Annotated in this window: 7 protein-coding genes; 6 read left to right on the top strand and 1 reads right to left on the bottom strand. The window is 53.7% G+C overall.

Annotated elements, in window-relative coordinates; genetic code table 11:
- The 3 genes from ABX962_RS24110 to ABX962_RS24100 all read left to right on the top strand — a co-directional run.
- On the top strand, nucleotides 1-211 hold a 211-nt coding region (locus tag ABX962_RS24110; RefSeq protein WP_372723051.1), incomplete at its 5' end, for a PDZ domain-containing protein.
- 210 nt (nucleotides 212-421) lie between these two features.
- Nucleotides 422-1801, top strand: coding sequence for a sensor histidine kinase (locus ABX962_RS24105; protein ID WP_372723050.1), 1380 nt, complete (start codon nucleotides 422-424; stop codon nucleotides 1799-1801).
- 124 nt (nucleotides 1802-1925) lie between these two features.
- A complete protein-coding gene (locus ABX962_RS24100) occupies nucleotides 1926-3299 on the top strand; it encodes a sigma-54-dependent transcriptional regulator (RefSeq protein ID WP_372723048.1) in 1374 nt (457 codons plus the stop codon).
- 261 nt (nucleotides 3300-3560) lie between these two features.
- Here ABX962_RS24100 and ABX962_RS24095 read toward each other — a convergent pair whose 3' ends face one another.
- Nucleotides 3561-4007, bottom strand: a complete 447-nt coding sequence (locus ABX962_RS24095) for a hypothetical protein (protein ID WP_372723046.1) — start codon at nucleotides 4005-4007, stop codon at nucleotides 3561-3563.
- Nucleotides 4008-4569: 562 nt separating this feature from the next.
- Here ABX962_RS24095 and ABX962_RS24090 point away from each other — a divergent pair.
- The 3 genes from ABX962_RS24090 to ABX962_RS24080 form a co-directional block, all read left to right on the top strand.
- Nucleotides 4570-7017: a glycosyltransferase gene (locus tag ABX962_RS24090; protein WP_372723044.1), complete on the top strand. Its 2448-nt coding sequence runs from the start codon at nucleotides 4570-4572 to the stop codon at nucleotides 7015-7017.
- 61 nt (nucleotides 7018-7078) lie between these two features.
- On the top strand, nucleotides 7079-7267 hold the full coding sequence (locus ABX962_RS24085) for a hypothetical protein (protein ID WP_372723042.1): 189 nt from the start codon (nucleotides 7079-7081) through the stop codon (nucleotides 7265-7267).
- 5 nt (nucleotides 7268-7272) lie between these two features.
- The coding region (locus tag ABX962_RS24080) for an ArnT family glycosyltransferase (protein ID WP_372723040.1) at nucleotides 7273-8010 on the top strand (738 nt) is incomplete at its 3' end.

The following is an 8010-nucleotide window of genomic DNA, read 5'->3' as shown; positions in this document are numbered from 1 at the left end:
GCAAACGGGAGTCGTCATCACGCGTGTGCAGGAAGGCAGTGCCGCGGCGGAATCGGGATTGGAACCAGGAATGGTGATTGTGCAAGTGAATCGACATGACGTGTCGAATCCTGGCGAATTCGAGCGGCGGATTGCCGAAGATTCCGATGGTTCGGTGCTGTTGTTGGTTCGAAGCGAGCAGGGTTCGCGATTTGTAGTGGTGCAGAACTAAGCAACGTTCGGGACACCGTGCATCGTGAAACGATCCGCGATGCTTCGTTCTGATCGCGGAGCGATCAACGACACTGTTTCAGTGGTAACTGCGGTCTAATGACAGGCAAACAGCCTATCCCATATACAGGGGGGAAGCCTGTGCTAATGACGGCGACCAACGTCTGACCTACAATCGACGTTGGTCGCTTTTGTTTTTCGGAAACCTCTTATGAAACTAGCAGCAAAGCTAATTCTGATTTTCTTAGTCGGAGTATTCGCCGTCGTTTCGTTGTTCGCTTGGCAAACGATTCAGCGTCAACATGCGTGGGAGCAAGAGCAGCGTGAAGCTCACGCGCACCAGTTAGTCGATGTCTATCAGTCGGCAATCGATTCGGTGGCTGGCACCCCTTCACGAGTGACGTTTCGGCAAGCCGTCGAAGTGACGATGGAACAACGCGATGGACCACGTATGCGCTGGATCGACGGTCAAGAGGTTCCGTCGGGTGAGCAGAAGACGGGGGAGCAGAAGACAGTGGCCCGTTCGATGTCCAGCGTTTCGGTCACCGATGCCACGGGGACACGGACTGCGTATTCCTACGTTCCATTAAACGTGGATGGTAAAAAATCGGGGGTGGTCGAAGTCGCGCATCCGTTGAGCGCTTCGGATTCGCTAGTTCGTGATTCTCTGTATGCCTCACTACTATCGCTGTTGGGAGTTGCTGGATTGTCCGCACTGGTGATTTATTGGGGCGGCGTTCAATTGGTCGGCAAGCCACTAGACAAACTGATTGAACAGGTCAACCGAATCGGCGAAGGCAAACTTGATCAACCGCCTGCATTGACCTGCCACGATGAACTGGGACGGTTGGCGGTCGCGATCAGCCAGATGAGTCATCGGCTGAGTGCACAGCGGGATACGATCCGGCATACGGATCGTTTGGGAACGATCGGGACGCTGGCGGCCGGGGTGGCACATGAATTGGGGACGCCACTGAACGTGGTGTCAGGACGTGCGGGATTAATCGCCAGCGGAAAGTTGTCGCCCGAGGAAGTCGCGTCAAGCGCGCAGACGATCAAGAGCGAATCGGAACGGATGACCACGATCATTCGCCAATTGCTCGATTTTGCTCGACAAACGCCGTCACCACATGGCGTGATCGAGCTTCGCGAGATTGTCTCGCGGACCTGCGATTTGATGCGTCCTTTGGTCCGCAAATCAGACTCTGAGCTCGTGTTTGAGTCGACCGACACGCTGATGGAAATCGATGGAGATGCCGCGCAGGTCCAACAAGTCTTGACGAATTTGATCAGCAATGCGATCGCCGCGATGCCCGATGGCGGTACGGTGACCGTATCACTCGGCCGCGACGATGATACTGACCGAGTGTGGGTCGATGTGCGAGACACCGGCGTGGGCATCCGAGCCGAAAATCTGAACCAAGTGTTTGAACCTTTTTATACAACCAAAGACGTAGGCGAAGGGACGGGACTTGGGTTGTCGATTGCCTATGGTATCGTGCGTGAACACGGTGGCGATATCACGGTGGACAGCAAACAAGGCCAAGGAACCACGTTTCGCGTATGTTTTCCGCGTCACAAGTACCCCTAGTGGTTTTGCTGAAAACCAACTGTTGAGCAATCGTGGTGAATCCTTCCAAGATGCTAGATCTTTGGCAAGATTCATTACGATTGCTTGAGGAACATGACGTTTGGTTACTCGAACGAAGTAGGGAATGATGACAGACCCCAGTGATTCGACTCGCGTCCTGATTGTGGATGACGAGCGTAATATGTGCGAGCTGATTCAAACCGATCTGCGTCTTCGGGGGATGCAAAGCGACTGGTTCACTTCGGCGAGCGAAGCGATCGAGGCGATTCACAAACGCGATTACGACGTTGTGCTGACGGACGTTCGCATGCCAGGAACCACGGGCTTGCAGTTGTGCGAACAACTGACTCAGCTTCGTCCGGACATTCCCGTGATCGTGATGACTGCGTTTGGAACACTCGAAACCGCGATCGCGGCAATGCGCAGCGGAGCTTACGACTTTATCACCAAGCCGATCGAAATGGACTTGTTGTCGCTTTCGATCAAACGCGCGATCGAGCATCGACGGTTATCGGAACAAGTTCGATTACTCGAATCATCGCAAAACCAAGCGACTTCGTTTGGCGAAGTGCTCGGGCAAAGCCCCGCGATGCAATCGTTGTACGATCATTTGCACCAGGTCGCCAGTTCCGATGCGGCGGTATTGATCACCGGCGAAAGTGGTACCGGAAAAGAATTGGTGGCTCGGTCGATTCACGCGAATAGTCGCCGATCGAACAAGCCGTTTGTCGCGGTGAACTGCGCGGCACTGACCGAAACGTTGCTGGAAAGCGAGTTGTTCGGGCATGTCAAGGGAGCGTTTACCGATGCACGTGGCGAACGGCGTGGTTTGTTTTTGGAAGCGAATGGCGGGACGTTGCTGCTTGACGAGATGGGCGAGATGCCAATGACCATGCAGGTCAAACTATTGCGAGCACTGGAAGAACGCAAAGTACGACCGGTTGGAAGCGACAAAGAGATGTCGTTTGACGTGCGAGTGTTGACCGCGACAAATCGGGACCTGGAAACGGCGGTGGACGAAGGACGTTTTCGCGAAGATTTGTTTTACCGAATCAATGTGATTGGAATCGAATTGCCACCGCTGCGCTCGCGTGGTGCCGACGTCTTGCGATTGGCCGAACATTTTCGCCAGCGATTTGCGAAGAGCGAAAACAAACCGGTCGATGGATTGGCCGAAGGCGTCGCCGAAAAACTGCTCAGCTATTCGTGGCCAGGTAACGTGCGTGAGCTGCGTAACGTGATGGAACGAGCGATTGCGTTGACCCGCTACGACAAGGTTACCGTCGAAGATCTTCCGGAGAAAATCCGGAATTTCAAGGGAGGCACTTTGATTTTTGGTGGCTTTGACCCTGCCGAATTGGTTTCGATGGAAGAGATTCAGCGGCGGTACATCAACCATGTCATGGACGCTGTCGGAGGCAACCAGACTCAGGCGGCGCGGATCCTGGGGCTGGATCGCAAAACGATTTACCGCAAATTGAAGCAGGAAGCGGATTGAGAAAGAGTCGTCGCCTTGTAAGTGGTCCAGGGCTCATCCGGTTAATTTGATTCATCTAACGTGCTGTACCTCTCCGCAGGAAGTAAAACACGAAAGATGTCTGCCATTGGGAGGACGTGCCTGACTTTGTTCCGATCTGCTCACCACTTTACGCTACTAGCCGATTCGTTGTGGGGCGCGATGATATAAAAGTGTAAAAGTGTCCTCGTGGCGTAAGTTAGATCTCGTTCAAGAATAACCTGAGCGTGGTAAAGCTGGTTCTTAGCTAAATGAATTTTTGACGTCGGCTTGAAACAGTAGAACCAAACACCAAATACCAAACGGGATACCCAGGACAAAACAGGGGCCACAGATCGGAACCAGTGCCAGAAACGCTCCCGCCATGGCAAGCGGATAGGCTTTTCGTTTGAGCATCATAATACTGCCCAATAGCACGCCAAGATTGATGATCGGCAACATTATTATGGCCGCATAGAAACCTAATTGTTGCGCAGCGGCATTACCTTGATTGCCCAAATTCGGCGGCATCCCGGTCATCATCGAATAGATGAAATTGACAATGCCATACAGCAACCAAAGACTCGACAAAACGATCAAGATGATCGCAGGGATCTTGAGTGGATGCGATGCCGGCGGCGGAGGTTGAAATCCTCCTTGCCCCGGAGGTTGATAAGGACCGGGATTGGATACAGGAAATTGACTCGACATGATGGGCGTTCCTGGGGGGGAAAAGGATTGCGACGACAAACCCTGGACCGAACTCACATCATCGGTTGAGTTGGGGCGTTGTCGATGCCGACCGAGGAATAAGCATCATCAATGTAGCGGAAGTCAATGGAGTGCGGGGGCCATCTTTCTTGCATGCTCTGTTCTCGATGGATCTCGTCCGCTAATTGCGTCGTACCTACGCACCGCTTCGAGTCAGACGGTGCGATCGGTTGCACCAATACACCGAGCGGATTGGCCTGTTTCGTTGCTGGGCGGCGGGGCGAGCGTCGGACGCGGATGGGGGCTAAATCGCGTCGTGAGCATGTTGTGCCTCGTTGAATTCTTAATCAGCTCGAGCTATCTCGTTTTAATTGTGAACGAAAATCGCGATGCCGCCTCGCAAATTAGCCGTGTTTGCTAGCGTTTCCTGCCTGCTTTTCTTTAACTACTAGGGTTTTCGCTGTTTAACTACGAAAGAGCTAGGAGTTGGGGTTGTTGCGGATTTCGCTTTGCAATTATCCTTCGCGAATCAGCAAAAGACTCCTCATTTGAAAGTGCAAGGATGTACGCCAAGGATCGGTCGGGGGCCGCCCCCACGCTCTCGCTCATATTGCCAGCGTGGAACGAGAGTGAAGTGATTCGCCGAGCGATTGACGAAGCCGATTCGGCATTACGTCAATTGACCCACGATTATGAAATCATTGTTGTCGACGATGGCAGCACCGATGGCACGGGAGAGCTCGTCGAGCAAGCAGCGAAATCGAATCCCCACGTGCGTCTGGTTCCGCACTATCTGAACCAAGGATACGGGGCCTCGATTCGCAGTGGTTTTGCCGCGGCGAGAAAAGACTTGGTCGTCTTTACGGATGCCGACTGTCAATTCGATCTGACGGAGTTGGATCGTTTTGTGCTGCTTGCCGATCGCTACGACATCGTGTGTGGGTACCGAATCGATCGCAAAGACACGCCGCTGAGGTGTCTTTATTCACGCGTCTACAACCAGATGGTACGGATCCTATTGCAGACCGAAGTGCGAGACGTCGATTGTGCGCTGAAAATGTTTCATCGCGAAGTGGTTCGGAAGCTCGAGATTTCGGGCGGCGGGTTCCTCGTCAATTCCGAAATCCTAACGCGTGCAAAACAAGCTGGTTACAAAATTGTCGAAGTGGGCGTGTCGCATCGTCCGCGAACCGACGGCACAAGCACCGTTTCGATCTCGCATATCCCCAAGGTTCTCTGCAGTCTGGCGAGATTTTGGTGGAACGTAGTACAGTTCCCTGTTCGTGACAATTCGGCTGTCTCGGTGAACCGGACCCACCCATCGCAGGCGGCCACGGTGCAGGATCGACGCTACGTTTTGGCGAGCGTCGCACTGATGTTTATCGCTGCGGTCTTCATGCTAACAAATCTCGGTTATCCGCTGATTGATCGCGATGAAACTCGGTATGCCGAGATTCCACGTGAGATGATCGCGACCGGCAACTGGGTTTTACCACAGTTGAACTTCCACACCTACTACGACAAACCGCCGCTCGTGTATTGGTTGTGTGCCATCAGCTTCAAGATCTTTGGGGTCACGGAAACCGCGGCAAGGCTTGTTCCTGCCTTGGCGGCACTAGCAACGATTGCGTCAACGATGTGGTTTGGTGCTCGAGTATTTGGCAAGCGAATTGGATTACTCAGCGGCGTCGTATTGTTATTGTCTGCAGGATTCGCATTCACGAGTCGCTATTTGCTGCTTGACGGCGTGATGGCGTTATTTGTTTCGCTGTCGCTATTCACTGCGTACGAAGCGATTCGCAGCGGCGAAATGAAATTGAGCTGGTGGTTATTGTCAGGGGTGTTCTGCGGTTTGGCGTTTCTGACCAAGGGGCCGGTTGCTGTCGTTCTTTGGCTGCCGCCGGTGTTTGCGTTTGCATGGTTGTCGGATACGTACGCCAAGCCGCGTGGTTGGCACTACGGGATGATCGCCGGGGTGACGCTTGCGATCGCGGTGCCGTGGATGGTCGCGGTTTCGTTACAAGACGCCTCGTTTTTAACGGAATTTTTCTACACTCACTATTTGAAGCGTTTTGCCGGTGGATTTCATCGCCAACCGATCTGGTATTTTGTTCCGGTTTTGTTGATCGCGGGTCATCCGTGGTCGTTTTTGGCGGTTCCCTACGCACATTTCCTGTTTCGCCAGTCGGGCGATTCTCGCTACCAGCGGCCGGCGGTGGTCGGTTACTTGTTGTTGTGGAGCGTTTGGTGTTTTGTCTTCTTTTCGCTGTCGCGATGCAAGCTGCCAACTTACTTGTTACCGGCCGCTCCGGCGTTTGCGTTGATGGTTGGGCATTACTTGGATTACGTGCTGGATGGATCTGCAGACAAGGCTTCGTTTTGGTTCGCTCAGTTCTGGTCGCCCCGAACGGCGACGGTGACCACATGCGGCGTTGGCATTGCGTTTTTCGCTTACATCGCGGTTTATGTAGGTGATGCCTCGGCCTTGATCTATGCGTGGGCGACGCTCTGGACTGCGTTGTTGGGCGGTTCGTTGTTCATGTTATTCGGTAAACGTGACGACACGCGAGATGCTTGGCCAGCATCGATGGGCACTGCATCGCTGCTGGCGCTTATGGTGATGCACCATTGCGTGCCGACGTACAGCCAAGGCGAAACCTTGTTTGACGATGCGTCTCCGCTGGCAGAGCAGATTGCTTCAAAGCCAGATCCTGCGATTGCCACGGTGGCTCACGAGTTTTCGGCCGTACCGTTCTACTTAGATCGATCGGACGTTGGCAATTTTGGCGGACTGGATGACCCTCAATTGCGATCACTCGTGTCGGCAAATGAACGGACTGTGTTGGTGGTGGAAAAGCGAATTCCTAGCGAACAAGTCGAACAGTACTTTCCCGCTGGAATTCGGGTCAGACGACTGGGCAATCGAGGTCAGGCTCAGGTGATCGAGGTCGTCAATCCGACCGCGATCGCCAAACGAGTCCCACCCAAGCGTGGTTCGGTGGCGCGATGATCGAGAGATTAGAACAATTAGAGCGACGCACGTTCGCCGCTTCAGTCCGCGAGGAAGATCCATGTTGACGAGGATCCAGCGTGGTATTGCACGCGATATTTTGGTGATGTTTGGCCTGTCCCTTTTTGTGTTAACGCTTGATATGGCCAAAGATGGCCGAATCGCCGCGTGTGGCGTTTGGATCGCGAATGCTATTTTTGTCCTGCTGAGCATCGTGATGATGCGTAAAACGATTTATTCGCCGGTTTAGGAATCATGGTTAAGAGAATTAAAAGCAAAATGCGAGCGTGGTGGAATGAGACGCAGTTTCCCGTCGTCACCAAGGATCACGTGACGTCGGTCCGCCAATGGACACTGCGACAAGAAATGATCGCCACGTTGATCCTGACGCTGGCGTGCTGTGTCGTGTTGTTGCCGAATCTGTCCTATCCGTTGATCGATCCCGACGAGACTCGTTACGCGCAAATCGCGATCGAGATGAATGATTCTCGTGACTGGGTGACGCCGACGCTCGATGGCCAAGCATATTTGGATAAACCGCCGTTGATGTATTGGTTGACCGCGGCAAGTTTGCACTGCCTTGGAAACAAGGAATCGTCGGCGCGGTTGCCCTCGGTACTGGCGTCGATCGCAACGGTGTTGGTTACCTATCTGCTGGGGCGACGCATCCTCGGTAGCCGCGCCGCATGGTTGGGTTGCGTCTCACTCGTGTTATGTGGCGGTTTTGTGATCGCGGGACGGTTTTTGATTCTCGATTCGTTGTTGGCATTCTTCGTGACCGCTTGTTTCTTGACTGGCTACATCGCGGTCCGCGAAACGGAACATCGCTGGGGCTGGTGGATGATTTCCGCAGTGGCATGTGCACTGGGCGTATTGACGAAAGGCCCGGTGGCGTTTGTTTTGTGTGTTCCGCCGCTGATCACCAGTGGATGGTTGCGCCGCGATCACACACGCACGCGGCTCCTGCACTGGGCCGCGTTTGTGTTGCCCATC

It is taken from the genome of Novipirellula sp. (assembly GCF_041583735.1).
Taxonomy (GTDB): domain Bacteria; phylum Planctomycetota; class Planctomycetia; order Pirellulales; family Pirellulaceae; genus Novipirellula.
The sequence above is the reverse complement of the archived record's forward strand: the minus strand, read 5'-3'. Positions and strand labels throughout refer to the sequence as shown.

Coding starts and splice junctions, on each gene's coding strand:
- ABX962_RS24105 (WP_372723050.1), top strand. CDS start 422: ATGAAACTAGCAGCAAAGCTAATTCTGATTTTCTTAGTCGGAGTATTC.
- ABX962_RS24095 (WP_372723046.1), bottom strand. CDS start 4,007: ATGTCGAGTCAATTTCCTGTATCCAATCCCGGTCCTTATCAACCTCCG.
- ABX962_RS24090 (WP_372723044.1), top strand. CDS start 4,570: ATGTACGCCAAGGATCGGTCGGGGGCCGCCCCCACGCTCTCGCTCATA.
- ABX962_RS24100 (WP_372723048.1), top strand. CDS start 1,926: ATGATGACAGACCCCAGTGATTCGACTCGCGTCCTGATTGTGGATGAC.
- ABX962_RS24085 (WP_372723042.1), top strand. CDS start 7,079: ATGTTGACGAGGATCCAGCGTGGTATTGCACGCGATATTTTGGTGATG.